18 protein-coding genes are annotated in these 26,239 nt (G+C 64.8%); 5 read left to right on the plus strand and 13 right to left on the minus strand.

Annotated elements, in window-relative coordinates; genetic code table 11:
- Positions 1-56: 56 nt before the first annotated feature.
- Both AC1D34_RS02280 and AC1D34_RS02285 read left to right on the plus strand, forming a co-directional pair.
- Positions 57-1,172 (plus strand): M20 family metallopeptidase, encoded by a 1,116-nt coding sequence (locus AC1D34_RS02280; protein WP_476823394.1) that lies wholly within the window; start codon positions 57-59, stop codon positions 1,170-1,172.
- A gap of 90 nt (positions 1,173-1,262) precedes the next feature.
- Positions 1,263-2,441 carry an E22 family MetX-like putative esterase gene (locus tag AC1D34_RS02285; protein ID WP_441505955.1) on the plus strand — a complete coding sequence of 393 codons (1,179 nt, stop codon included), beginning with the start codon at positions 1,263-1,265 and terminating at the stop codon, positions 2,439-2,441.
- A 132-nt stretch (positions 2,442-2,573) separates the two neighbouring features.
- On the opposite strand, the gene AC1D34_RS02290 is transcribed toward AC1D34_RS02285, so the two are convergent.
- The gene (locus AC1D34_RS02290; protein ID WP_441505954.1) at positions 2,574-3,206 is read right to left on the minus strand and encodes a MarC family protein; all 633 of its coding nucleotides are present in this window, start codon (positions 3,204-3,206) and stop codon (positions 2,574-2,576) included.
- A gap of 356 nt (positions 3,207-3,562) precedes the next feature.
- On the opposite strand from AC1D34_RS02290, the gene gyrA reads away from it, so the two are divergent.
- Positions 3,563-6,277, plus strand: a complete 2,715-nt coding sequence (gene gyrA, locus AC1D34_RS02295) for a DNA gyrase subunit A (RefSeq protein WP_441506012.1) — start codon at positions 3,563-3,565, stop codon at positions 6,275-6,277.
- 80 nt (positions 6,278-6,357) lie between these two features.
- On the opposite strand, the gene AC1D34_RS02300 is transcribed toward gyrA, so the two are convergent.
- From AC1D34_RS02300 to guaB, 10 genes are all read right to left on the minus strand, one after another.
- Positions 6,358-6,657, minus strand: a complete 300-nt coding sequence (locus AC1D34_RS02300) for a hypothetical protein (RefSeq protein WP_441505953.1) — start codon at positions 6,655-6,657, stop codon at positions 6,358-6,360.
- 125 nt (positions 6,658-6,782) lie between these two features.
- Positions 6,783-8,540: an AsmA family protein gene (locus AC1D34_RS02305; RefSeq protein WP_476823395.1), complete on the minus strand. Its 1,758-nt coding sequence runs from the start codon at positions 8,538-8,540 to the stop codon at positions 6,783-6,785.
- Between the two features lie 147 nt (positions 8,541-8,687).
- Complete coding sequence (locus tag AC1D34_RS02310; RefSeq protein WP_476823396.1) at positions 8,688-10,340, minus strand: ABC transporter permease; 1,653 nt, start codon at positions 10,338-10,340, stop codon at positions 8,688-8,690.
- A 23-nt stretch (positions 10,341-10,363) separates the two neighbouring features.
- Complete coding sequence (locus AC1D34_RS02315) at positions 10,364-11,377, minus strand: extracellular solute-binding protein (RefSeq protein WP_476823397.1); 1,014 nt, start codon at positions 11,375-11,377, stop codon at positions 10,364-10,366.
- Positions 11,378-11,595: 218 nt separating this feature from the next.
- Positions 11,596-12,693, minus strand: a complete 1,098-nt coding sequence (locus AC1D34_RS02320) for a DUF2865 domain-containing protein (protein ID WP_441505949.1) — start codon at positions 12,691-12,693, stop codon at positions 11,596-11,598.
- Positions 12,694-12,845: 152 nt separating this feature from the next.
- Complete coding sequence (locus AC1D34_RS02325; RefSeq protein ID WP_476823398.1) at positions 12,846-13,772, minus strand: DUF2865 domain-containing protein; 927 nt, start codon at positions 13,770-13,772, stop codon at positions 12,846-12,848.
- Positions 13,773-14,043: 271 nt separating this feature from the next.
- Positions 14,044-17,184, minus strand: coding sequence for an efflux RND transporter permease subunit (locus tag AC1D34_RS02330; RefSeq protein WP_441505947.1), 3,141 nt, complete (start codon positions 17,182-17,184; stop codon positions 14,044-14,046).
- The gene (locus tag AC1D34_RS02335) at positions 17,184-18,437 is read right to left on the minus strand and encodes an efflux RND transporter periplasmic adaptor subunit (protein WP_441489737.1); all 1,254 of its coding nucleotides are present in this window, start codon (positions 18,435-18,437) and stop codon (positions 17,184-17,186) included. The genes AC1D34_RS02330 and AC1D34_RS02335 overlap by 1 nt, the downstream gene beginning before the upstream one ends.
- A gap of 204 nt (positions 18,438-18,641) precedes the next feature.
- Complete coding sequence (locus tag AC1D34_RS02340; protein ID WP_441505946.1) at positions 18,642-19,052, minus strand: MAPEG family protein; 411 nt, start codon at positions 19,050-19,052, stop codon at positions 18,642-18,644.
- A gap of 234 nt (positions 19,053-19,286) precedes the next feature.
- A complete protein-coding gene (gene guaB / locus AC1D34_RS02345) occupies positions 19,287-20,780 on the minus strand; it encodes an IMP dehydrogenase (protein ID WP_441489739.1) in 1,494 nt (497 codons plus the stop codon).
- Between the two features lie 275 nt (positions 20,781-21,055).
- On the opposite strand from guaB, the gene AC1D34_RS02350 reads away from it, so the two are divergent.
- The gene (locus AC1D34_RS02350) at positions 21,056-22,495 is read left to right on the plus strand and encodes an MFS transporter (RefSeq protein WP_441505945.1); all 1,440 of its coding nucleotides are present in this window, start codon (positions 21,056-21,058) and stop codon (positions 22,493-22,495) included.
- An 87-nt stretch (positions 22,496-22,582) separates the two neighbouring features.
- Here AC1D34_RS02350 and AC1D34_RS02355 read toward each other — a convergent pair whose 3' ends face one another.
- Both AC1D34_RS02355 and AC1D34_RS02360 read right to left on the minus strand, forming a co-directional pair.
- On the minus strand, positions 22,583-23,299 hold the full coding sequence (locus tag AC1D34_RS02355) for an RlmE family RNA methyltransferase (RefSeq protein WP_476823399.1): 717 nt from the start codon (positions 23,297-23,299) through the stop codon (positions 22,583-22,585).
- A 65-nt stretch (positions 23,300-23,364) separates the two neighbouring features.
- The gene (locus tag AC1D34_RS02360; protein WP_476823400.1) at positions 23,365-24,489 is read right to left on the minus strand and encodes a Ppx/GppA phosphatase family protein; all 1,125 of its coding nucleotides are present in this window, start codon (positions 24,487-24,489) and stop codon (positions 23,365-23,367) included.
- 206 nt (positions 24,490-24,695) lie between these two features.
- On the opposite strand from AC1D34_RS02360, the gene glpK reads away from it, so the two are divergent.
- Positions 24,696-26,198: a glycerol kinase GlpK gene (gene glpK / locus AC1D34_RS02365; RefSeq protein WP_441505943.1), complete on the plus strand. Its 1,503-nt coding sequence runs from the start codon at positions 24,696-24,698 to the stop codon at positions 26,196-26,198.
- Positions 26,199-26,239 lie beyond the last annotated feature (41 nt).

Raw genomic sequence — 26,239 nt, forward strand, 5'->3', positions numbered from 1 at the left:
CCCCGGCGTGTGAAATCCTTGTGCGCAATGGGGGAACGGGCGTATGTGCAGCGCTCATGAGCAACACTGATCCCGCCGCCTCAGCCCTGTCCGTCTGGATCGCGCTGGAAAGCCCCWCCCATCACGCTCCTGGCGTGAACGGCATGATGGACCTCGTCGCCAAGGAGGTCGAAGGCCTGCCGATCGCGGTCGAGCGCCTGCCGGGGCGCGACGGCCTCGGAGACAGCGTGATCCTGAGGGCCGGGCTCGATAATGGCGAGAAGGCCATTTCGGTCATGTCACATCTCGACACGGTCCACCCGGTCGGGACGAGTGCCAAGGATTTGCCTGTCCGGATCGAGGGCGACAGGCTCTATGGTCCTGGCGTCTATGATATGAAGGGCGGTGCCTGGCTCGCCCTGCAAGCCTTCAAGGATGTGGCCAAGGCGGGCTCGGCCAAGCGGCCGATGATCTTCCTGTTCACGCCCGACGAGGAGATCGGCTCGCCGACCACCCGTTCGGTGATCGAGGATATCGGGCGGCAGTCGGCGGCGGTGCTGGTCACCGAGCCGGCGCGCGAAGGTGGCCGCATCGTCACGGCCCGCAAGGGTGTCGGCCGCTTCGACGTCAGGCTCGAGGGGCGCCCGGCCCATTCAGGCTCACGCCATGCTGACGGACGCAGCGCCATCCGCGAGGCGGCGCATCAGATCCTCGCCATCGAGGGCATGACGGACTATGCGCGCGGCATCACCACGTCGGTCGCCTTGATCGGCGGCGGCACGGCGGCGAACGTGATTCCGCAGCATGCCTGGTTCAGCGTCGATGTGCGCGTCACCACGCTTGCCGACGGTCAGATGATGGAGAACCGCATTCTTGGGCTCACGCCCCGCGATCCCGATGTGAAGATCACGGTGACGGGCGGCATGAATCGGCCGCCCTATGAGAAGTCGAGCACGGTCGCGCAGTTGTTCGAGACAGCGCGTGGCGTTGCAGCGAAGGTCGGCTTCGATCTTCAGGACTGCCCGATGACCGGTGGTGGTTCCGACGGCAATTTCACGGCGGCGCTCGGCGTGCCGACGCTGGATGGTCTCGGCATCGACGGCAATGGCGCCCATACGCTCGAGGAATACGCCCTGATCTCCTCGATCGCACCGCGTCGAGCCCTGATCAAGGGGCTGCTCGAAACGGTCTGAGCGCTCGGCTTCCCGCTTCCGCTTCTGCCCGAAATCCGCTCTGATGCTTCCCAAGGCCGCGTGACGGCTGTCCTTGGGAAGGGAAGCGGCATGAAGAACTGGATCGCAGGCGCCCTTGGCGCTGCTTGCATGGTGGTGGCGGGAATGGCAGCGGCACAGGACCTGATGGTCGAGAAGAAGGTGTTCGAGCTGCCGAGCTTCACGACGCAAGGCGGGCGCACACTCAAGAACGTCAAGGTCGGCTGGGAGAGCTACGGCACGCTCAATGCCGACAAGTCGAATGCGATCCTGATCTGCCATTTCTTCTCGGGCAATTCGCATGCCGCCGGCAAGTACGACGCAAGGGATGCCGCGCCAGGCTACTGGGATGCGATTGTCGGTCCCGGCAAGGCGATCGACACCAATAAGTACTTCGTCCTGTCCTCCGATACGCTGGTGAACCTCAACACCGGCGATCCGAAGACGACGACCACCGGCCCGGCTTCGCTCAATCCCGATACCGGGAAGCCCTACGCGCTCGATTTCCCGATCGTCACGGTCGGCGACTTCGTCAATGTCCAGAAGGCACTGGTCGAGAGCCTGGGTATCAGGAAGCTGGCGCTGGTCGCCGGCCCATCCATGGGCGCGCTCCAGACCTGGGAATGGGCAGCAAGCCATCCGGAGATGGTCGCCAAGGCGATGCCGGTCATCGGCGCGGCCGAAGCCGATGCGCAGCTYATCGCCTGGCTCGATGTCTGGGCGGCGCCGATCCTGGTCGATCCCAACTGGAACAAGGGCGACTATTACGGTGGCACCCCGCCCAATGCCGGCCTCGCCAAGGCGCTGGCAGTGGTGACGCTGCAGGCGAACCACCGTGACTGGACCAATGGCACCTTCGGGCGCAGGCCCGCCAAGGAAGGTGAGGACCCCGCCAAAGCGCTCGGAAACAGGTTCCAGGTCCAGAGCATTCTCGACAATGCCGGTGAGGCGCGCGCCAAGCTGTCAGACGCGAACCATTTCCTCTATCTCGTGAAGGCCAACCAGCTTTTTGCCGCTGGCGGAACCTCGCTCGCCAATGGCGCGTCGAAGATCAAGGCGCCGGTGCTGCTGATCACGCAGCCGAAGGATCTGGTCTTCACTGCGGATACCATCGCCAGCACGGTCGATGGCATGAAGCAGGGCGGCGTCGACATCTCCCACATCACCATCCAGGGCTCGCGTGGGCATCTCGACGGCGTCATCTCGATGAAGCAGGCCGAAGGGGCGATCCGGGCCTTCCTGGAGAAGTGAGGCGCGTCGGCGTCTCATGCTCGGTCCTGCACAGGGCATGGGCCTTTGAACGATGATGAGCGGCACATGCGCCGATGAACGGGCAAGCCTGGCCATGACTGTGATGCCCCTTTCAAGGGGGGCGGCCACGTCCTAGCCGCCTCCGACCACGGCCCGCACGCCATCGATGACGAATTGCACGGCGAGCGCGGCAAGGATCACGCCGAGCAGACGGGTCAGAACGACATTGCCGGTGACACCAAGGAGGCGCGCAATCGGCGTCGCCATGAGGAAGGTCACGAGGCATGAGGCGATCACCAGCCCGCAGATGACCGCCAGCGAGCCGAGCATGGCGAGATCGCCATTGGCGCGTCCGGCGAGCAGCATCATCGCGGTCAGCGAGCCGGGGCCTGCCATCAGGGGGATGGCGAGCGGGAAGGCGGCAACGTTGCGGATGTGGTCGAGAGTGATTGCGGTCTCGGCCGTCGCCTGCTTGCGCTCGTTGCGGCGCTCGAACACCATCTCGAACGAGATCCAGAACAGCAGCAGCCCGCCTGCGATGCGGAAGGCCGGCAGCGAGACGCCGAGCGCCTTCAGCACGATATCGCCCGCAAGTCCGAAGAAGGCCATGATGCCGAAGGCGATGATGCAGGCGCGCACCGCGACCTGCCTGCGCTCGTCGGCCGACATGCCGCGCGTCAGGGACAGGAAGATCGGTGCGAGACCCGGCGGATCGAGGGTGACCAGCAGTGTGACGAGGGCGGAGGTGAGATATTCCAGGAACATCGTGGAGCTTAGGCATGCTGCCGAGCCCGCGTCACTAGGCGTAGGAGCGAAATTTGCCGAGCGGTTTTCCGGCTCCGTCACGCGCTCGCGCCGGTCAAACATGGCGGCAATGTGGGAGGGCTCGGAAAGTGAGTCAAAAACGACTCGTAACGCGTTGACAAGGAACGGTTTTAATTTCTCTGGAGAGATTCGTCTTTTGCTGGCTTCGCGGGGCGGAATCGGATAGCCAGAAGCTTGAAAAATCGTAGAAAACGGGACCTCATCCCTTGAGCGAAGACGACAACGGCACGCGCGGCGGCCAGCCGGAAGACGCGCATTTCGGCGGCGACATCAAGCCGATCGCCATCACTGACGAGATGAAGAAGAGCTATCTCGATTACGCCATGAGCGTGATCGTCAGCCGCGCTCTTCCCGACGTCCGCGACGGCCTGAAGCCGGTGCACCGGCGCATCCTGTTCTCGATGCACGAGAACAAGAACCTGCCGGACCGGCCCTATACCAAATGCGCCCGCATCGTCGGCGATACGATGGGTAAGTACCATCCGCACGGCAACATGGCGGTCTATGACGCGCTGGTCCGCATGGCGCAGGATTTCTCGCTGCGCCTGCCCTTGATCGACGGTCAGGGCAATTTCGGCTCGATGGATGGCGATTCCGCGGCGGCCGATCGTTATACCGAGGCCAGGCTCGACAAGGCGGCGATGCCGCTGCTCGAGGATCTCGACCTCGACACCGTCGATTTCCAGCCGAACTATGACGGCAAGGAGCATGAGCCGCGGGTTCTGCCGGCGCGTTATCCGAACCTGCTCGTCAACGGCGCGGGCGGCATCGCGGTCGGCATGGCGACCAATATTCCGCCGCATAATCTCGGCGAGGTGATCGATGCCTGTATCGCGCTTATCGACGATCCCGAGCTCTCGATCGACGACCTGATCGAGATCGTACCTGGTCCGGACTTCCCGACCGGCGCCTCGATCATGGGCAAGAGCGGTATCCACTCCGCCTATCACACCGGTCGTGGCTCGATCGTGATGCGGTCCAAGACGCATATCGAGGAGCTGCGCAAGGAGCGCGAGGCGATCATCGTCACCGAGGTTCCCTACCAGGTGAACAAGGCTTCGATGGTCGAGAAGATCGCCGATCTGGTTCGCGAGAAGCGGATCGAAGGCATTTCCGATCTGCGTGACGAATCCAGCCGCGAGGGCGTGCGTGTCGTCATCGAGGTCAAGCGCGACGCCATGGCCGATGTCGTGCTGAACCAGCTCTACCGTTATACGCCGTTGCAGACTTCGTTCGGCGCCAACATGGTCGCGCTCAATGGCGGTCGGCCGGAGGTGTTGAACCTCAAGGACTTCATCTCGGCCTTTATCGAGTTCCGCGAGGAGGTCGTCTCCCGGCGCACACGCTACCTGCTCAACAAGGCGCGCGAACGCGCCCATGTGCTCTGCGGCCTTGCCACCGCCGTCGCCAATATCGACGAGGTCATCCGCCTGATCCGCACCGCGCCGACCCCGGCGGCTGCGCACGCCTCGCTGATGGATCGCAACTGGCCGGCCGAGGATATCGCGCCGCTGATCGCACTGGTCGACGATCCGCGTCATCCGCTCAACCCGGACGGCACCTATCGCCTGTCCGATGCGCAGGCCAAGGCGATCCTCGAATTGCGCCTTGCTCGCCTGACCGCCCTCGGCCGCGACGAGATCGGCGAAGAACTCGCCAAGCTCGCAACCGAGATCGCGGATTATCTCGAGATCCTGCGCTCACGCGCCCGTATCCAGTCGATCATCAAGACCGAGCTCACCGAGGTGAAGGCTGCCTTCGCCACGCCGCGTCGCACGGTGATCCAGGACTGGGGTTCGGATCTCGACGACGAGGACCTGATCGCGCGCGAGGACATGGTGGTGACCGTGTCCCATGCCGGTTACATCAAGCGCGTGCCGCTCTCGACCTATCGGGCGCAGAAGCGTGGCGGCAAGGGCCGTTCGGGCATGTCGACCAGGGACGAGGATTTCGTCACCCGGCTCTTCGTTGCCGACACCCATACGCCGATCATCTTCTTCTCCTCGCGCGGCCAGGCCTACAAGGAGAAGGTCTGGCGGTTGCCGCTGGCGGCGCCGAATGCACGCGGCAAGTTCCTCAACAACATGCTGCCGCTGGAGAAGGATGAGCGCATCACCACGGTGATGCCGTTGCCGGAGGATGAGGAGAGCTGGGAGCGGCTCGACGTGATGTTCGCGACCCGGACGGGCAATGTCCGCCGCAACAAGCTCTCGGACTTCGTGCAGGTCAATCGCAACGGCAAGATCGCGATGAAGCTCGACGAGGGAGACTCCATCGTCGACGTCCAGATCTGCTCGGAGCATGACGACGTGCTGCTGACCACGGCGGCCGGCCAGTGCATCCGCTTCGCCGTGCCCGAAGTGCGCGTTTTCAAGGGGCGCGACTCGACCGGCGTGCGCGGCATCAACCTCGCCGATGGCGACGAGGTGATCTCGCTTGCCATCCTGCATCATCTCGATGCGACGCCGGATGAGCGCGCCGCCTATCTCAAGCGCGCTGCTGCTGCCCGCAAGGCCCTGAATGGCGAAGGCGACGACACCTCCGAGCCGGTCCAGGCGAGCGAGGGCGAGGAGGCCGCCAGCGATATCGAACTCGGCCAGGAGAAATATGCCGAGATGGGTGCTGCGGAGCAGTTCATCCTGACGGTGTCCGAGAAGGGCTACGGCAAGCGCACCTCGTCCTTCGAGTACCGGGTCACCGGACGCGGGGGCAAGGGCATCGTCGCCATGGTGGTGAACGAGCGCAACGGCAAGCTGATCGCCTCCTTCCCGGCGGTCGATACGGACCAGATCATGCTCGTGACCGATGGCGGGCAGGTGATCCGCGTGCCGGTCGACAAGGGACCGGACAACCGCATCCGCATTGCCGGCCGCTCGACCCAGGGTGTCACGGTGTTCAACACCGCAGCCGGTGAGAAGGTCGTCTCGGTCGAATGCATCGGTGATGCAGGGGACGACGAGGCCGAGGACGAAGGCCCTGCGCCTGCGGACGAGCCTGCTCAGGAAGGCTGAAGCCGGCTTGTTTCAGGTTTGAAATGACCTGAAGCTTGGGCTGTGGAACAACCGAGGCATGATGTCGAACATTCTCGACGTCATGCCGCCAGGACCGCGACAAGAACAGACAGCCAGATCGCAAACACGCCCAGGGCGAAGGCCCGCCGGGCGGGTACGACCTTCTCGTCACTATCTGCTGATACGGGTGTGGTTGCGATCCAGGTGACCGAGCCCAGTGAGGCAAAGCCGGCAAAGGCCAGGGTGACGATGACGATGTCGAGCCGCCGCCATGGCACCGGCTCATGCACACCCCAGTAGCCGAGGAACGCCATCCCCATTGCAAACATGGTGGCTGAGGCGGAACAGAGCCCGACGATCGATCCCGTTGGTGCACGCATGGCGTGGTTTCCGCGCTGACTGCGATGAGGAAACACCCGGTCCGTGGACAGGTCAATTGCGAGGCTGCGGGGGCAGGCCGCGGCTCAAATCTGCGCGGGTGGTGGCTGACTAAGCCGGGCGACCGTCAGCGCGTCAGGAGATTTGGCAGGGTGCTGCCGGCAGGACGCAAGGTGGCTTCCGAGTTGAGCGCCAGCGATGGACCTTCGAGCGGGCCCTGCAGGACGAGGGGCACCGTCAGGGAGCCGCTCTGCTGGGCCAGCTGGCCGGCCATCTCGATCCAGCCTTGCTGCAGGAATGCCTGGCCTGCGAGTGTGAGACGATAGGTCGGGCCCGTCATCTGGGCATCAGTGATTGTCGCGATGCCATCGGCGACATTCGCCGTAGCGCTCGCGCTGTCGAATGGCGTCTTGCCCTGCCGCCATTCCCGCAGGGCCGCCACAGGATTGCGCTCGGCACGACGCAGCAGGTCGATGAAAGCAAAGCCGCCAAGCTCGCCTTGACGCAGACTGAGGCTCGCCTTTCCGTTCAAGGAGGCGAGAACGGCCTCGGCCGTGGTGCCCGTGCCATCCAGCGCGAACTGCAGATTGCCTTGCCCGCTCAGTCTCGGCAGTTCGGGCAGGTCGGTTGCGCTTTGCCCGAGATTGATCCGGTCGAGATTGCCTTGCAGCTTCACGTCGATGGTGTTCGGGGTCGCACTCGCAAGCAGGCGGCCCTTGACGCTGCCGCCATAGGCAGTCGCGCGAAGCAGCCCGGCCTCGAAGCGGCCCTTCTTGACGAGCAACTGGGTCGCGACATCACTGAGACGGGCGCCGCCGAGGCGGGCGGCATCCACCGAGACGCGCAGGTCGATGTCATGCGCCGTCCAGGCCTCGAATTCGAGCGGCGTCGGGTTGGCGAGCCCGGTGCCGGGTTTGGGCAGGCCGAGCCGATTGGTCATGCGGCCAAGATCGAGCGTCGCGCCGGCGAGTGTTCCGGAGAGGGACCAGCGTTGGCCGGCTTCGCCGAGCATGATCGCGCCGTCGAGGCGGTCCCCGTCGAAGATGGCGCTTGCGTTGCTGAGCGAGATCTCGTTGGCCTTGATCTGGGCTTCAGCGGCGATGCTGAGCTGTCCGATGGCAGGCGCGAGGCGGGGCGTTTCACCGAACCAGTCGAACAGTTCCGGGAGCGACGGCGTCGAGAGGCTCAATTGCCCATTGAAGACCGGCTCGCGCAGGCCGGATCGTATGCCGTCAAGGCGCAGGTTCATCCGTTCGGAGGTCGCGGACAAGGAGAGCCTGGYGCTTTCCCCGGCGACCGGCCAGACAACACTGAGATTGGTCGCGACGCCGCGCCAGGTCACGGAGCCCGAGGCGATGATCGGCTCCTCGGGGTCGCGGTCCTCGATGATCAGATTGACATCGCGCAGGATGGTGCGGATCGCGCCTTCGGCCCGCGCAAAGACCGAACCCGAAATGATCACGATCCGGCTCTGGTTCGTGAGGCTGGTGAGATAGGCAAGGGGCGGCGCGAGCCATTCCGAGAGCTCATCGTCCCTGCCTGAAACTGTGGCATCGATTTGGGGAGAGATCAGATCGATCCGGTCGAAGGAGAGGCGCCCTGCCAGAAGCGGCAGCAGGCGGGCGCGGGCCTTGAGCTGCGACGCCTTGCCGGAGAGCAGGCCGTCATGTTGCTTGAAGCTGACTTGCGAGAGCTCGACCCGCGGCAAAGGCAGAAGGACGATGCTCGCATGCTCGAGGCTGGTCACCTTGAGGCCGGTGCGATCCTCGATGCGGGCAACGACATGTCGCTCGACCAGCCCAACGGCAACGCCCCAGGATTGCAGGCCAAGCAGCACCAGGCCGATGGCGAGCGAATAGGCGAGAATGGAAACGCGTCGTGTCATGGGCCTTCGGCCGGGCTGCAACCGGAATCGAACCGGAGGTCAAGCTAAAATTGTTTATGACGATGCCGGGCGGCTTGTCGAGTTGAGGAGCCTATTTCCGGCATACAAGCTGTGGATCGGCAAAGAGAGCCGCAACGCCTTACGGTGTCACCCCTTCGTGCCACCGGCTCGTGCCAGAATGATGGCGGGATAGAGGCCGGCGATCACGATCAGCAACGCGGCCAGCGCTCCGTCTTCGAACATGCCGCGTGAGGCATGTCCGTAGACGATGGTTGCGAGCGTGTCGACGTTCAKCGGTCGCAGCAGCAGCGTCGCGGGCAGCTCCTTCAGACAGTCGACGAATACGAGCAAGGCGGCCGCAGCGATGGCAGGGCGAGCGAGCGGCCAATGCACCTGCCGCAACACCTCGCCCGAGYTTGAGCCGAGGGCGCGCGCGGCATCGTCGATCCTCGGCGAGATCCGGGCGAGACCGCTCTGGATGCCGGAGATCGCGATCGACAGGAAGCGTACGACATAGGCAATCACGAGAGCGGCACCCGAGCCGATCAGGATGAGACCAGGACTGACGCCGAACAATGCGGAGACGGTGTCGGCGACGAGATTGTCGAAGGCGGCAAGCGGGACGAGCAGTCCAAGCGCGAGCACCGTGCCGGGCAGCGCATAGCCAAGCGAGGCGATGCGCGCGAGCGCCGGCAGCCAGGTTTCGCGGCCGAGCCGGCCTGCAGCCACGATGCAAAGGCCAAGCGTCACCACGATCAGCGCGGCGCCAGCCGACAGCAGCAGGGCATTCAGGAGATTGCGCAGCAGGGCCATGTCGAACTGATGCAGCAGGCCGCGCGTCAGGACCTCCTGGAGGAGAAAGCCCATCGGCAGAAGCGCGCCAAGCAGCAGGGGCAGGGCGCAGGCGGCGCTGGCTGCGAGCGCAATGCGCCCGGACAGGAGCCGGCGGCCGACGGCGCGGGGCTGGCGCACCGAGAGCGTGAAGCGGCGCGCGCCGCGCAGTCTCGCCTCGGTTGCGATCAGGGCGACCACGAGGAGAAGCATCACGCAGGAGATCTGGGCTGCGCCCGCCAGAGAGCCGCGATTGAGCCAGGTCGTGTAGATCGACAGGGTCAGGGAGCGGACCCCGAGATATTCGGTCGCGCCGATATCGTTGAGTGTTTCGAGCAGTGCCAGGGTCAACCCTGCGACGAGCGCCGGGCGCGCCATGGGCAAGCCAATCCGCCAGAACAAGGTGCCGTGCGCGGCTCCGAGCGTCCGCGCCRACTCGACGATCGTCGCGCTCTGCAGGCCGAACAGCGCCCGGACGCTGAGATAGACGTAAGGGTAGAGCACGATCCCCATGACGAAGATCGCGCCCGCCAGATTGCGCGGGTCGGGAAACCAGTAGTCGCGCAGGCTGCGATAGCCCGTCACCGCACGCAAGGCCGTCTGCAGCGGTCCCTGGAAGCCMAGGAACTCAACATAGATATAGGCCGTCAGATAAGTCGGGATCGCCAATGGCAGCACGAGCAGCCATTCGAAGGCGCGACGGCCGGGAAACTCATATTGGGTGACGAGCCAGGCCGTGCCGACGCCGATGAGACTGCAGAGCAGGCCGACGCCGGCAAGAAGCATGGCGGTGTTCGCCAGCGCATCGGGAATGACATTGGCGACAAGATGCGGCCAGATCGACGATGCTGCCGGCGAAAGCGCGGTCAGGCCGAGCGCGAGAACTGGCAGCGCGACAAGCCCGGCACCCGCAACCGAAGCCCAGACAAAACGGCTCGACGGCCGCCACAGGCGTGGCGACCGTCGCATTTCTCCAGCCGTGGGAGACAGGCTCAATTGTCGAAGCCGACCTTGTCGACGAGGTCAGCGGCCGCCTTGCGGTTCTTGCCGATCTCGGTCAGCGGGGTGGTATCGACATTGACCTTGCCCAGCAGCTTCACAGCGGCGCTTTCCTTGACGTCCGGGTTGACCGGGAACTCGAAATTGCCGTCGGCATAGATGGTCTGCGCCTTGTCGCCAAGCATGTACTCGATCAGCTTGACCGCGTTTTCACGATTGGGGGCGTGTTTGGCGATGGCGGCGCCCGAGATGTTCACATGGGTGCCGCCATTGGCGAAGGTGGTCTTCAGCGGCTTGATCGCCTCGAACCAGCCCTTCTGCTCGTTCGCGGCAATGCTCATCAGGCCGATATAGTAGGTGTTGATCACTGCGATATCGCAGAGCCCGGACTGGATGTCGCGCGCGACTTCACGGTCGCCGCCGCCCGGCTTGCGCGCGGTGTTGGCCTTGAGTGCCTTGAGCCACGTCTCGGTCTTCTCGGCGCCGTTGCGCGCGAGATAGGCGGCAAAGAGAGCGTTGTTGTAGGGGTGCTGACCGCCGCGGATGCAGAACTTGCCCTTCCACTTCGGGTCGGCGAGGTCCTCATAGGTGATCGCATCCTGCGGCACGCGATCCTTCGAGACGACGACGATGCGGGCGCGCTTGGTCAGGGTGACCCAGTTGTCCTGCGGATCGCGCAGTTGCGCCGGGACGATCTTGTCGACAGCCGCCGACTTGATCGGCTGGGTGACGCCGGCATTGGCGGCCGAGATCATCTGCGCGGCGTCGACCATGATCATGACATCGGCCGGGCTGTTTGCGCCCTCGGCCTTGATGCGCTCCTCGAGTCCGTCCTTCAGGAACACCGTGTTGACCTTGATGCCGGTGTCCTTGGTGAAGGCCTCGACGACGGGATTGAGCAGGGCCGGCTCGCGCGTCGTGTAGAGATTGACGCTCTGGGCCAGGACCGGGGTAGCGAGCAGGCAGGACGCCAGGGCGATGAGGGACAGGCGAGTTTTGTCGATCATGGTTCGCTCCTTCGGGCGTAGATGCCCTCTGCACGTTCGTGGTGCTGGAGCGGTAGTGCCTGACGCTAGGGCGGTCAATTGAAAAGCGTTATAGATCAATTGCTTATAGGTTTTCTAAATTGCACCCTCTTTAGATTAATTCAAAGAAGATGCGCCTCCGAACCAGCGTCCAAGACTGACATCGGGCCGCCGAAAGTCGGCCGGCAGGCCTGTTGGAACTAAGGCAAAAGCCGGAACGCCGGCCCGGCGATCACGCGGACCGGCCCGCGCGTTGGCGGATCGATCGAGCCGCGCAATTCGATTGCATCGCTCATCACGGTCTCGTCACGGAGCGAGGCTTCGCGCGTGCGCAGCTTGCGGCGCAGCGCCTGCATCTGCGCTTCGACGCGTGAAATGCCGACCCGCTCGTCGATGCCGCGCCGATCGCCGGCGCTGAGCTCCCGCGCCGATCTGAAATCGACGAAATCGCGCCGGCTATAGGGCCACTGCGACGAGCCCGTGAAGGTCGTGACCTTGCCGTCCAGAACGACGCTGTCGCCGGGACGAAGCGTGATATCGCGCAACAGCGAGACGCGGCGCTCGCCGCTGGCGACAATCGCCGGCCGGCAGGCTGGATCAGAGGATTTCTCGTGGCCATAGGCAACGGGGAGCGAGCCATAGGTCTTGCCATCTGCCGAAACGGCGCCGTCGATCGTGCTGGCACCGGCGGGAACGCGGAAGACCTTGACCGGGACGCCGGGGTTCATCGCCCGGCAGAGGGCGTCGTGTGCCGTTAGGTCAGACTGGGCATTCAGATTGCCGATCGGCGCATGAAAGCCGTCGCAGAGCCGCACGCAGATGGTGCGCGCGCCATGTCCACTGCCGGAGACGGTATCGAGGCGTGCAACGCTGTGCTGCGTCGTGGGGCGCCGGGCCGCCTGACGCGGAGGTTCGACCGTCCTGAAAGGGTTCAAGACCACGGGCGGGTGCGCGATGCGCCCRTTCGGTACGCTGCGCGTCAGGGGCAGGTTCCAGATGCCACGCGCGGGCGCATAGGCGATGGGGGCATGATAGGCGCCGGCTTGCGGGGCGCGCATAGCACGGCGGTTCGCCGCTTCCTGGAGCTGAAAGTCGCGGACGCCGGCATCGTCGCCAGCCTGGACGAGCGAGATCGTGCCGATCGCGCCACCCGCTCCGAGCACAAGGCCAAGCGCAGTCATCGCCGCGAAGCGGCCCGTTCGTTTCTTGCCGTGAGCATTACGCTCCAGCGCAACGACGGGGACAGGGCTGCCTAATGGTGGGTCTTCCCGGTCGGGGATCTCACGGACACGAAACATCGCGTCTACTCCACTCGCGCTTGTGCTTCGTCCGCCGCCCTTGGGGTGTAGTTTACTTTTCGTTAATCATCAACGGCCCGTCGGCGTTCGCGCATGCAAAACGGGCGCGATGCTTAACGCAGCGTGCCCGGCCAAAATGCCTGGAGAGGGGTTCAGCTTTCCGGCGARATGACGATGCGCTGCATGTTCGAGGCGGTTGCGGTTTCACCTGAGCCGCTCTCGAAACGGCCGCGCAGCTCGATCGTGGTGGCATCACCGATCTTCGCCTCCCGCACCGTCATGTCGCGACGCAGGGCCAGCATCTGGCCTTCACGGCTGGAAACGCCGACCGTGTCGTCGATCATCCGGCGTTGATTGGCGTTGAGTTCGTTCGACGACCGAAAATCGCGGAAATTCCTCGGGTYGTAAGGCCAGGTGGAAGAGCCCTCAAAGGTTGTCACCTTGCCATCAAACACCACCGAGTCGCCTGGGCGCAGGGTGAAATCCCGCAGAAGAGAGACACGGCGATCACCGGCAGACGGGACGGTGGGCCTGCAGCCCGGGTCGGACGATGTCTCGTGACCATAGGCAACGGGCAGGGAGCCATAGGTCCTGCCGTCGGAGGCCACGGCGCCGTCGATATCCGCGGCGCCGGCAGGAACGCGGAAGACCTTGACCGGGATGCCGGGATTCATCGCCGTGCAAAGGGCCTCATGCGCCGGCCAGTCAGCTTGCGATCGCAAATGGCCAAGCGGCATGTGATAGCCGTCGCACATCCGTACGCAAATGGTGCGGGAGGCGCCTGATCCGGTATCGTAACGGGCCGTTGCACGGAGAGTGCTTACGGTCGCTCCATCGCGCGGCTTGCCGCGTTCGCGCAGGACGGGGGGATGTTCGATCCGGCCATCCGGGTATGAGCCGAAGAGCGGCAGCCTCCAGCCTGAACTGACCGGAGCATAGGTCAAGGCCGCGGCACTGGGCGCACGTCTCGCTGCTTCCTGAAGATGGAAGGCACGAACGCCGGCGTCATCACCAGCCCGAACGAGGGTGACGGTCAGCGCCGTGCCGCTCGCTCCGAGAACCAATCCGAGCAGCACCATGGCTGCATACCGCGTCAGAGCGGCCCTTCGGGAAGGAGACGGATGGATTCCGGGCGGAGTATGGCCCGACAGCGGCACGGCATTTCTTATGCGGAACATCGACGACTTTGCTTATGGCAGGGATCACTCACCCAGCGTTATGCAAGCCGCCGTTCTCTCCGCTTTAAGGCACAAGGTTGCCTTTGATGCATTCTGCAGAAATACGCCACGAACTGCAGGAGATGCGAAGTTCGTGGCGCAGGAACGATTGAGAGGGAGGCTTTGACCGCCCTCAGAGGTCCGGGCCGCGCACCGCCTGCGGGATGGCTACGGGCACAGCGGAGCTGGGCACGCTCTCGCGCTCGCCGCGACTGCGGCCGGAGAGCCAGGTGTCGACCTTGTCGAGGTAGAAATAGATCACCGGCGTGATGTAGAGCGTCAGCAGTTGCGAGACGATCAATCCGCCGACCACGGCGATGCCGAGCGGCTGCCGGAGCTCGGCGCCGGCGCCCGCGCCGAGTGCGATGGGAAGCACGCCGAAGATCGCGGCAAAGCTCGTCATCATGATCGGACGGAAGCGGACAAGCGCCGCCTCGCGGATGGCGGTCAACGCGTCGTCCCCCTGTTTACGACGCTCGATCGCGAAATCGACCATCATGATCGCGTTCTTCTTGACGATGCCGACCAGCATCAGGATGCCGATGATCGCGATCACCGACAGGTCCATGTTGAAATACTGCAGGGCGAGCAGCGCTCCGAGGCCGGCAGAGGGGAGGCCGGAGAGGATGGTGATCGGGTGGATGAAGCTCTCGTAGAGAATGCCGAGGATGATGTAGATCACCAGGATTGCGGCGAAGATCAGCAGGCCTTGCCCCTTCAGCGCATCCTGGAACAGCTGGGCGGAACCGGCGAAGCTCGTCACGATCGAGGCCGGCAGATTGACGTCGCGCTCGGCCGCGCGGATGGCGTTGACGGCGTCGCCAAGCGAGATGCCCGGCGCCGTGTTGAACGAGATTGTCACCGCCGGCTGCTGCGAAATGCGGTTCACCGCGAGCGGGCCGACGCTGGGCTTGATCGTCGCCACCGTTTCCAACGGCACGTTCAGGCCGTTCGCAGCCTTGAGCAGCAACCGCGAGAGCACAGCGGGATCCTGCTGATAGGCGCGATTGGCCTCCATGATGACCTGATAATCGGTCGAGGGGGTGAATATCGTCGCGATCTGGCGCGAGCCGAAAGCGTTGCCCAGTGCCTGCCGGATCTGGTCACTGGAAATGCCCAGGCTCGCGGCGCGTTCGCGGTCGATGTCGATCGAGAGCTGCGGGTTGCGCAACTGCAGATCGATATTGGCATCGCGCAGCTGCGGAAGCCGCGCGAGCCGCTGCTGCATCAGCGGAGCATAGGCGAAGAGCGCATTCAGGTCCGGTCCTTGCAGCGAATAGAGGTACTGCGCGCGTGACGACCGGCCGGCGTTGAGGTTGATGTTCTGCACCTGCTGGAACACCGCAGTGATACCCGGCACGTCGCCGGTCGCGCGCCTCAACCGCGAGATCACCACCTCGGCCTTCTCGCGCTGATCCTTGGGCTTGAGCGCGATGAACATGAAGCCGTTATTGGTGGCGTTGAAGCCGCCGATATTCGACGTCAGATAATCGACTGCCGGATCGGCCTTGACGATTTCGGCGATGCGGATCTGGCGCGCCGCCATCGCCTCGAATGACGTGTCGGGCGGGCCTTCGGTCGATGCGCGCAGGAGGCCGGTATCCTCGGTCGGGAAGAAGCCCTTCGGGATGTCGATATACATCTGCGCCGAGATATAGACCGTCGCCAGCGTGAAGATCAGCATCAGGATGCGCGCCTTCAGCACGCAATCCAGGGTCCAGCGGTAGGCGCCCAGCATCCCCTGGAAGCCGGCCTCGAAGACGCGCTCGATCAGGTTCGGCTTCTTGTGGTGATCATGCGCCTTGAGGAAACGGGCGCAGAGCATCGGGGTGAGGGTCAGGGAGACGAAGCCCGAGACGATGATCGCGGCCGCGATCGTGCCGGCAAACTCCGTGAAAACCTTGCCGACGACCCCGCCCATRAAGAAGACGGGAATGAAGACGGCAACGAGCGAAATGGTGATCGAGAGAATGGTGAAGCCGATCTCGCGCGAGCCGTCGAGGGCCGCCTGGAACGGTTTCTTGCCCATCTCGATATGCCGGATGATGTTTTCCAGCATGACGATGGCGTCATCGACGACGAAGCCGACCGCGAGCGTCAGTGCGAGCAGCGAGATGTTGTCGAGCGAATAGCCGAGCGCGTGCATGATCGCGAAGGTACCGACCAGCGAAATCGGCAGGGCGAGCGTCGGAATCAGCGTCGCGGCCAGGCTCTTCAGGAACAGGAAGATCACCATGATCACGAGCGCGATCGCGATCATCAGCGAGACCTCGACATCCTCCACCGCCTCCCGGATCGGGATCGAGCGGTCGTTCAGGACATTGAGTTCCATCGCGGCTGGAAGTTGCTCGCGATAGGCCTCGAGCCTGGACTTGATGCTGTCGACGACCTCGACGGTGTTGGCGTCGGACTGACGATAGACCGCCAGCATGATCGAGCGCTGCCCGTTGAACCAGCTGCCGGTCTGGTTGTTCTCGACGGAGTCGTAGACCTGTGCCACGTCCTCGAGGCGGATCGGCACGCCGTTCTTCTGCGAGATGATGAGGTTGCCGTACTCGGCGGCGCGCTCCATCTGGCCCGTGGCGCCGAGCGTCAGGCGCTGGTTCTCGCCATTGAGCGTGCCGACCGGGGAATTGGAGTTGGCGGCGGCGATCGCATTGCGGACATCGCTCAGTGCCAGGCCGCGAGCCGAGACGGCGTCGGGATTGACCTGTACGCGCACGGCGTATTTCTGCGCGCCGAAGATGTTGACCTGCGCGACGCCAGGCAATTGCGAGATCTGCTGCTGCAGGATGTTCTCGCCGAATTCATGGACTTCGTAGAGCGGTTTCGTCGCCGAGGTCAGCACCATGAACAGCACCGGCTGGTCGGCCGGATTGACCTTCCTGAAGCTGGGTGGCGAGGGCAGCTCCGGCGGCAGCCGACGAGCGGTGGCACTCAGCGCGGCCTGCACGTCGAGCGCTGCGCCGTCGATATTGCGGTTGAGGTCGAATTGCAGCGTGATCGAGGTCGCGCCGAGCTGCGAGACCGAGGACATCGAGGTGATGCCCGAGATCGAGGCGAATTCGCGCTCCAGCGGTGCGGCGACCGAGGAGGCCATCGATTCGGGGCTCGCGCCCGGCAGGCGGGCGCTGACATTGATCGTCGGGAAATCGACCCGCGGCAATGCCGCGACCGGAAGCTGTTTGAAGGCGAACAACCCGAAGATCAGAAAGGTTGCCATCAGGAGTGTCGTCATCACCGGACGACGGATGCAGGCCTCCGGGAGGTTCATCAGCCAGCACTCCCGCGCTGCGAGGTCTGGTTGGGCGGCGGCCTCTGGCCGCCCCGGTTGCGCTCGACCGCGCGGGCGCCATCGGTCAGCAGGAGCTGGCCGTCGATGACGACCGTCTCGTCGCCCTTCAGGCCCGACGCAAGTACGACGCGGTCATCGATGGTGCGGTCGACGGTGACCGGGCGGGCGCGGGCGACGCCGTCCTCGATCACGAAGACGAAGGTGCCGTTCTGGCCGTTCTGGACGGCTTCGCGGGGCACGGTCAGCGCATCGGGCTCGACACGCAGGGTCAGGCGGACCTGGCAGAGGGCGCCGGGCCACAGGGTCTCGTCAGGATTGTTGAAGATCGCGCGCATCTGGATCGTGCCGGTCGTCGCATCGACGAGATTGTCGATGACCGCGATCTTGCCCTCGACGCCGCGGCTCGCACCCTGCTGCGTGGCAACCGCCACGGCCGTGCCGGCATTCATCGCTTCGCGGATGCTGGACAGCTGGCGCTGCGGCAGGGCGAAGCTGACATAGATCGGATCGATCTGGTTGATCGTCACCAGCGTGGTCGAATTGTCGCCGGTCTTGGCGATATTGCCTTCCTTGAGGCCGGCTACGCCAATCCGGCCCGAAACCGGGGCGGTGATGGTGTAATAGGTCAGCTGGACCTTGAGGGCGTCGACCGCTGCCTCACCGCCACGGACGCTGGCCTTGAGCGTCGCGACCTGGGTGCGGGCGGTGTCGAGACGCTGGTCGGTGGCGAAATCGCGCTTGGCGAGTTCTTCCGCCCGGCGCAGATCGGCTTCGGCGGAGGCGAGCGAGGCCTTGTCGCGGGCAACACCCGCTTCGGCCTGTTTCAGCAGCGCTTCCGCGAGGCGGGAGTCGAGGCGGAAGAGCATGTCGCCCTTCTTCACATAGCCGCCATCGGGGAAGCCGACCTCTATGATCTGCGTATCGACGCGCGAGCGCACCGCAACGCTCGAGAGTGCCTGCACGGTGCCGATCGCGTCGAGCCTGACCGGCATCGGCCGGCGTTCAGCCTTGGCCGTGACGATCGTCACGGGTGGGCGTTGTTGTCCCGAAGCGCGTGATGATGGGGCCGCGGCCTGCTGGGCCGGCTGGGCATAGGGCGGGATGATCTTTCCGTAGGGAATGCGATCGAGCGGAGGAGGGACTGATCGGCCGGAATAATGGAGACCCGCGCCAGCTGCGACCGCGCCGACGGCGGCCACGACAACAACGCGCCCGAAAGACAAGACAGCCATGCGAAACCTTGCGCCAGAGCGGGACAGACTCTGTACCATTTGGAACGGTCGTCCCTAAACCGTCCTAGCCGCAAGCATTTAGCATGCCGGCAGGTGGTTTTGGGCGCAAGCGCGAAACAGCGTTTGTCTCACGATGTAGCGAGGATGTGACAGAGTATATCTTGCGGACGTGCGTCTGCGAACATTGCACGCCGCACGAGCATGTCAAAGTACCGTAACGACAATGCCGACCGTCATGCAGAACAGGCAGGCGACGCCCAGAGCAAACACAGCCGCGCGCACTGGGACCCGGTTGGACCCGGTATGGATCAAGGTGTGCACGATGCGCGTCAGCACGAAGGCCCAGGCAAGGGCAACAATCACCGTGCCGGTCGCGCCGACCTCCATGGCGAGCATGATCAGCGCGAAGAAAATGACCGGCGTCTCGAACTGATTGGCATAGTTCGCAGCGGCGAGGCGGGCACGCTCCGGATAGCGCTCGGTCGAGACCGCGATATCGGCCATCCCGACCTCCTTGTTCCGGAAGGCGACACGACGGCGCTGGAACAGGATGCCGAGCACGACGAAGGTCCACAGGATCTGAGCCAGGGCGGGGTAGACCAATTGGATCGTCATGGGCGGCTCGCCTCTCGCTGTTCATGCAAAGGAAAACCCTCACCCCGGGAGGTTGCCGGCAGATCACGCTGCGTTTGGACGAAATCGTCCAAACGCAGAAAACGTGATCGATTCTCATAGTTTAGAGCATGCTCAGTGCGAAAACCGTTGCCACTTTTTCGCAGCATGCTCTTGGGGCAATTTCGCGGTATGAGGGCCAATCGGCGTCACGATGGTATCGGCGAGGCCTGGGCCTCAGGATCGCGTCGGGTAGTTCGGGCTTTCGCGCACGATGGTGACATCGTGGACATGGCTCTCGCGCAGGCCGGCACTGGTGATGCGGATAAACCGGGCCTTGGACTGGTAGTCGGCAAGATCGCGCCCGCCGACATAGCCCATCGCAGCCCGCAAGCCGCCCGCGAGCTGGTGCAGCACGCCGGAGACCGGCCCCTTATAGGCGACCTGACCCTCGATGCCTTCCGGCACCAGCTTCAGGGCATCCTTGATGTCCTGCTGGAAGTAGCGGTCGGCCGAGCCGCGCGCCATCGCGCCGACCGAGCCCATGCCGCGATAGGATTTGTAGGAGCGCCCCTGGTAGAGGAAGGTTTCGCCCGGCGTTTCGTCTGTGCCGGCAAGCAGCGAGCCGACCATGGCGCAGGAGGCGCCGGCGGCCAGCGCCTTGGCGAGGTCGCCGGAATATTTGATGCCGCCATCGGCGATGACCGGAATGCCCGCCTTGCTCGCCGCCGAGGCTGCGTCCATCACCGCGGTGAGCTGCGGCACGCCGACGCCCGCGACGATGCGGGTGGTGCAGATCGAGCCCGGCCCGATGCCGACCTTGATCGCGTCGGCGCCGGCATCGATGAGAGCCTGCGCACCGGACGCGGTGGCAACGTTGCCGGCAATGATCTGAACGGTATTGGAGAGTTTCTTCACCCGGGTGACCGCTTCCAGCACCTTGGCGGAATGGCCATGGGCGGTGTCGACGACGATGATGTCGACACCGGCGTCGATCAGCAGCTCGGAGCGCTCGAAGCCGAGATCGCCGGTCGTAGTCGCCGCTGCAACCAGGAGACGACCCTGCGCGTCCTTGGCGGCATGCGGGTGGGCGACCTGCTTCTCCATGTCCTTGACGGTGATCAGGCCGATGCAGCGGAAATGATCATCGACGACCAGCAGCTTCTCGATGCGGAACTGGTGGAGCAGGCGGCGTGCCTCCTCCTGGGTCACGCCTTCGCGCACCGTGATCAGGCGATCCTTGGTCATGATCTCGGCGACGGGCTGCTCGGGGCGGTCGGCGAAGCGGACATCGCGGTTGGTCAGGATGCCGACGAGCTTGCCCTTGTGTCCCTGCGGGCCGCGCTCGACCACGGGGATGCCCGAGATCGAATGGTGCCGCATCAGAGCAAGCGCGTCGCCCAGTGTCTCGTCCGGGAAGATCGTGATCGGGTTGGCGACCATGCCCGATTCGAATTTCTTGACGAGCCGCACCTGCGCGGCCTGCTGGTCGGCCTCCAGATTGCGGTGGACGACGCCGAGGCCGCCGGCCTGCGCCATGGCAATCGCCATCCTGGCCTCGGTCACCGTGTCCATCGCCGAGGCGATGATCGGCAGGTTGAGCGAGATCGTCTTGGTGAGCTTGGTCGAGATATTGACGTCGGCCGGCATCACTTCGGACGGCCCCGGCTCGAGCAGGACGTCGTCGAAGGTCAGGCCGTCGCGGATGAGGGTGTCACTGATGCTTGCCATCGCCAACTCCAAGCCCATGCGGGGCATTTCAGGGTGGGCGACAACATGCGCCCGCTACCGAGTTGACGAGGCCCGATATCATGCGTGCGGCATCGCCGCTAGTGGCCTCAGCCGAAATTGAGGCGGATTATGCTGCGCTGCGATAACGCGACTCATGCGACAGGCGCAGAGCGTCTCTTCGCGATCCAGGCAAAATGGCCGTGTTCATGCCACAWCCGGCGTGGCAAAGAACAAAACTCTCCGATCCCGGCTCCGGGCCGCAAGGTTCCTTATCCGTGCAACGCGCCAAACTCCTGCCCCTGATCGTCGCCTGCGCGCTGTTCATGGAGAACACCGACTCCACCGTGATTGCGACCTCGCTGCCGGTGATCGCGCAATCGYTGGGCGAGGACCCGATCGCGCTCAAGCTGGCGCTGACCTCCTATCTCGTCAGCCTCGCGGTTTTCATCCCGATCTCGGGCTGGATGGCCGATCGCTACGGCGCCCGCACGATTTTCCGCACGGCGCTCGGCGTCTTCATGCTTGGCTCGATCCTGTGTGCGATCTCGAATTCGCTCGGGGCTTTCGTCGGCGCGCGCTTCGTTCAGGGCATGGGCGGTGCCATGATGGTGCCCGTCGGTCGGCTGGTGATCCTGCGCAGCGTCGAGAAATCGCAGCTCGTCAGTGCGCTGGCCTATCTGACCGTGCCGGCCCTGGTCGGGCCGGTGGTCGGGCCGCCGCTGGGTGGCTTCATCACCACCTATTTCGACTGGCGCTGGATCTTCTTCATCAATATCCCGATCGGGCTGATCGGCATCGTTCTGGCGAGCCGCTTCTTCGAGGATGTCCGCGAGGAGGACGTTGCGCCGCTCGATCTCCGGGGCTTCATGCTGTCGGCCTTCGGCTTCGCGGCGCTGATGCTGGGGCTTGCGACCGGCGGCCGGCATCTGGTGCCGATCGAAGCCTCGATCGGCTTCGTGATCGCGGGCCTGGCCTCGCTGATGACCTATCTCTGGCATGCGCGCCGAACGGCCTATCCGGTCCTGAATCTCTCGCTCTTCAAGATCCCGACCTACCGGATCGGCGTGCTCGGCGGCTCGATCTTCCGGGTCGGCATCGGGGCGATCCCCTTCCTGCTGCCGCTGATGCTTCAGCTCGGCTTTGGCTATGACGCGCTGCATTCCGGCCTGATCACGTTTGCGTCCGCCGCCGGCGCCATGATCATGAAGACGCTGGCCAAGACGATCCTGGCGCGGTTCGGCTTCCGCCATGTCCTGATCTTCAATGCGCTGATCGGATCGGCCTTCCTGTCAGCATCCGGGCTGTTCACGCCGACGACACCGCAATGGCTGATGCTCAGCGTGCTGCTGATCGGTGGGTGCTTCCGCTCGCTGCAATTCACCGGCATCAATGCGCTGAGCTATGCCGATGTCTCGAACCGGGACATGTCGAGCGCGACCAGCCTCTCCAGCGTGGCGCAGCAATTGTCGCTCAGCCTCGGGATCACGATCGGCGCATTCGCACTGGAGGCGGCGAACATGCTGAACGGCGGCAAGGCGCTGGGTGCGCATGATTTCTGGCCGGCCTTCGTGCTGGTCGGGCTGATTTCGGCCTCGTCGGCCCTCTGGATGACGCGGCTTGCCCCCGATGCCGGCGCCGAGGTTTCCGGTCACGCACCGCTCAGCGCGCGCAAGGCAACGGCCCAGGCAATCGAGGATCAGAAGCCGCTGGACTGAAGGGCTGGCCGGCAACTCCAGCGCGCAGGCGAGGGGGTAAGCAGGGGGCGCCGTCTAGACCTCCCCCTGGCGCGTTCGGAAGGCAGATCAGCCCTCTGTGTCCGCTGCCGGCTGTTCCTTGCGACGATAGCCGGTCGCCAGCACGTAGAGTTCCGAGGAATCCGCCCGGCTCGCTGCCGGCTTGACGTTGCGCACGGTGGTGAAGTCGCGCTTGAGCATGGCGAGCAGCTCGGCGCTTTCGCCGCCCTGGAACAGCTTTGCCAGGAAGAAGCCGCCGGGAGCCAGAATCGAATAGGCGAATTCCAGCGCGGCCTCGGCCAGCGCGATGATCTTGAGATGGTCGGTCTTCTTGTGGCCGGTGGTGTTGGCCGCCATGTCCGACATCACGCCATCGGCCCGGCCGCCGAGCCGCTCGGTCAGCAGGGCAGGGGCCTCGTCGGCCATGAAATCCATCTCGATGAGATCGACGCTGGGGATCGGATCGACGTGCAGCAGGTCGATGCCGACGATCGCGCCCTTGCCCCGCTCGAGCCCGATGCGCTGCGCCGCGACCTGGCACCAGCCGCCTGGCGCGCAGCCGAGGTCGATCAGCTTCTGGCCGGTCTTCAGGAACTTGTAGCGGTCGTCCATCTCCTCGAGCTTGAACGCCGCGCGCGAACGAAAACCGCGCTCCTTCGCCCGCTTGACATAGGGGTCGTTGAGCTGGCGTTCGAGCCAGAGCTGCGAGGAATGCTTGAGCTTGCCGGCCTTCTTCACCTTGACCCGCATATCGCGGGCGCCGGTGCCGCCTTTGGTGGTGCTCATTGCTGGGTGGTGCTCATCTCTTGGTGGTGCTCATGGCTACGGGGCTTCCTTCCCGTGGACTTACGTCATGCCTGCCTGCGGCGCCACCAGGCGCGATCTTCATGCATCATCCGGAGCAGGATGCCCTCGCGCAGGCCGCGGTCGGCGATGCGCACTTTCCGGCTCGGGAAGGCGCGCCTGATCGCCTCGAAGATCGCACAGCCGGCAAGCACGAGATCGGCCCGCTCGCGGCCGATGCAGGCATTGGCCGAGCGGGCGGCATAGTCCATATCGACCAGCCGGTCGATGACGGCGAGGATATCCGTCTCGTCCATCCACAGCCCGTCGACCAGACGCCGGTCATAGCGCGGCAGGCCGAGATGGATGCCGGCGACGGTGGTGACGGTGCCCGACGTGCCAAGCAGATGGAAACCGGCGGCGTCCTTTGCCGCCGCAGCGCGCGTCGCGAATGGCTTCAAGGCAGCGCTGCAATCATCGACCATGCGCTCGAATTTTTCACGCCCGACATCGACGCCGCCATAGCGCTCGGCGACAGAGACGACGCCCATCGGCAGCGAGGCCCATTCGCGGATGCGACCCGCCGGGTCGCGCGCCTGCGAGCGCCCGCCCATCCAGACGATCTCGGTCGAGCCGCCGCCGATATCGAAGACGATCACGCCTTCCGCCGTGGGATGGGCCAGCGCAGCGCAACCGGTGACGGCCAGGGACGCCTCGGTCCGCTGGTCGACGATCTCAAGCTCGAGATCGGCTTCCGCAGCGACCCGGCGGACGAAGTTGAGCCCGTTGGTGGCGGCCCGGCAGGCCTCGGTCGTGACCAGGCGCGCGCGGCTGACGCCGCGATGGGTCATTTTGCTCTTGCAGATCTTCAGGGCTTCGACCGCCCGGTCCATCGCCGCATCGGCAAGCCGCCCGCTCGCTGTAAGCCCTTCGCCCAGGCGAACGATGCGGGAAAAGGCATCGACGACGCGAAAGCCATGTTGGGCCGGGCGGGCGATCAGCAGCCGGCAATTATTGGTGCCGAGATCGAGCGCGGCATAGGTCGCGACCGGATGGCGCGAGGGCGCGTAATAGGTTTGCGTGACGGGGGCAGGGCCGAGGGGAGACGAGCCGATCGGGCGCGGATCGGCGCCATCAACCCCTGGGGATACCGCGAGCGCGATATCCCGATCCTGGCGGTCCTCGACCGTCACCGTGTTTTGACCCCTCGTCGGCCGCGGTTTGCACGCTCCGGCCGCTTGCTTCGGGTGAAGCGTAACAAGAGCCTGATGAAGATGCCAAGCGGAACCTGTGCGCTGTTCATTTGTCGGTGGAGTGCTTGCCTGCGGCGACACGCTTCGGCCAAGTTCGGGGCAAGCCCGGATCGGACGGGCTGCCACTGGGAAGGACCACTGCTGCCATGGCCGGAGCACGCTATATTCTCGCGATCGATCAGGGGACGACCTCGTCGCGCGCGATTTTGTTCGATGGTGCGCTCAGGGCTGTGGCATCGGCGCAGCGCGAGTTCCCACAGCATTTTCCGGCCTCGGGCTGGGTCGAGCATGAGCCCGAGGATCTGTGGGAAAGCGTTCTGGCGACCTGCCGCGAGGCCGTCAGCAAGGGCGGGCTCTCAGCCGCGGACATTGCCGCGATCGGCATCACCAACCAGCGCGAGACGACGCTGATCTGGGACCGCAGGACCGGGCAGGCGATCCACCGCGCCATCGTCTGGCAGGACCGGCGGACGGCGCCGCGTTGCGCCGAGCTCAGCGAGCGAGGCCATGATTCGCTGGTTTCGAGCCGGACGGGCCTGCGAATCGATCCCTATTTCTCGGCGACCAAGATCGCCTGGCTGCTCGACAATGTGCCGGGCGCGCGCCGGCGGGCGGAAGCCGGCGAACTCGCCTTCGGCACGGTCGATTGCTTCCTGCTGTGGCGCCTGACAGGCGGAGCCGTCCACGCAACCGACGCGACCAATGCGGCGCGCACCATGCTGTTCGATATCGGGCGCGGAATCTGGGACGAGGACCTGCTCGCGCTGTTCGACATTCCCCGCTCGTTGCTGCCGGAGGTTCGCGATTGCGCCTGCCTGTTCGGCGAGACGCTGCCCGACCATTTCGGCGCGGCGATCCCCGTACGTGGCATGGCCGGCGACCAGCAGGCGGCGACGATCGGCCAGGCCTGTTTCACGCCCGGTATGGTGAAGTCGACCTATGGCACCGGCTGTTTTGCCCTGCTGAACACCGGTTCGACGCCGGTGGCATCCCAGAACCGGCTGCTCAGCACCATCGCCTATCAGCTCGGCGGCGAGCGCACCTATGCGCTGGAGGGTTCGATCTTCGTCGCGGGGGCGGCTGTGCAATGGCTCCGCGACGGGCTCGGAATCATCGAGACGGCAAGCGAGACCGGGCCGCTTGCCGAAGCGGCCGATCCGACCCAGGCGGTCTACCTGGTGCCGGCTTTCGTCGGGCTCGGTGCGCCGCATTGGGACGCCGAGGCGCGTGGCGCTATTTTCGGGCTCACCCGCAACAGCGGCCCGCGCGAGTTGGCGCGGGCGACGCTGGAAAGCGTCTGTTACCAGACGCTCGATCTGCTCGACGCGATGCGTGCCGACTGGCCGGACGCCGGGCAGGGCGCCGCGGTGCTGCGCGTCGATGGCGGCATGGTCGCGTCCGACTGGACCATGCAGCGGCTCGCCGACATTCTMGCATTACCTGTCGACAGGCCGGAGGTGCTGGAGACGACGGCTTTGGGAGCCGCCTATCTCGCCGGCCTCGATGCAGGGCTGTTGCCGGAGCCGGATCGGTTTGCGGATCTCTGGCGGCTTGAACGGCGCTTTGTCCCCGGAATGGCGAAAAGCCAGCGCGAAAAGCTGGTCATGGGCTGGCGCGACAGCGTGCGGAGGACGCTGAGTACAGGCTGACAGGTGGCCCCGTCGCCTTCATGCACAAGATTGCTCACAAT

This window comes from Allobosea sp. P1_A7, assembly GCF_056406775.1.